Source organism: Rhodococcus sp. T7, assembly GCF_009872365.1.
Lineage (GTDB): Bacteria > Actinomycetota > Actinomycetes > Mycobacteriales > Mycobacteriaceae > Rhodococcus_F.
The window spans coordinates 1-918 of record NZ_WXYH01000263.1 but is presented as its reverse complement, the minus strand read 5'-3'; the positions used below and the strand labels follow the sequence as shown (position 1 = coordinate 918).

At 64.8% G+C, this 918-nt stretch carries 1 protein-coding gene; it reads left to right on the top strand.

Annotated features, from left to right (window positions below):
- Positions 1–672: 672 nt before the first annotated feature.
- The coding region (locus tag MLGJGCBP_RS22470; RefSeq protein WP_201453163.1) for a MerR family transcriptional regulator at positions 673–918 on the top strand (246 nt) is incomplete at its 3' end.

Here is a 918-nt window from a genome sequence, read left to right as displayed (position 1 = left end):
CGCCGTTGAACCACTTCACGATGCCCTGCGCCATGCAAACTCCCTACAACCTCGATCCGGGCACTCACATCGAATCCCCGATCTCGATACCACTGATCCTGCCACCCGACGAACCGTCCCTCGACGACCACACCCGATCCGAGCCACAGCGGACCTACCGCTCGACACCTACCCAGCCCCCCGACTTCCCCGGCCGGTCATCGACCACCGAGAGCCGGACCGGCGAAGCACCCCCTTCGCCGACGTCGACAACCCCGACGTGCCTCCGGCTCCAGGGAAATCCCTGGTCAACCCACTCCATAATTTCTGCAGTCGCCACTGTAGACATTGAGGTGTCGACGTTGTAGAGTCTCTCTCGTCGCAAGGAAAGAGTTCAGAAGGTGCGGGAGGGAACGAACTACCCGCAGAGCAGTACCGCAAGACACGGGATGTTCCGGGGCAAGAGTTGATTGAGTGTGTGGCCCCGGCACTTTCCGGTCGGCGACCGGGCAGCAAGACGAGCCCGACCGCCGGAAGAAGTGCAGTGAATATGGAAGTGGAAACCCCTCCGGCCCCCGGTGCCTCACGGCGCCGGGGGCCCTGTCCATTGAAAGGTGTCACCCCATTCAAGAAGACTCGCCCGACCGCAGCCCGGCCGGGAAGTTCGACGACGAGGACTACCCGGCCTACAGCATGGGCCACGCCGCCGAGATCCTCGGCGTGACACAAGCATTCCTCCGCAGCCTCGACGCCGCGAAACTTCTCACCCCCGGACGCTCGGAGGGCGGCCACCGCCGCTACTCCCGCTACCAGCTCCGCATCGCCGCCCGAGCCCGCGAGCTGATCGACCAGGGCACCGCCCTCGAGTCCGCGTGCCGCATCATCATCCTCGAAGACCAACTCGCCGAGGCCCGACGCCTCAACGCCGAACTCCAACAC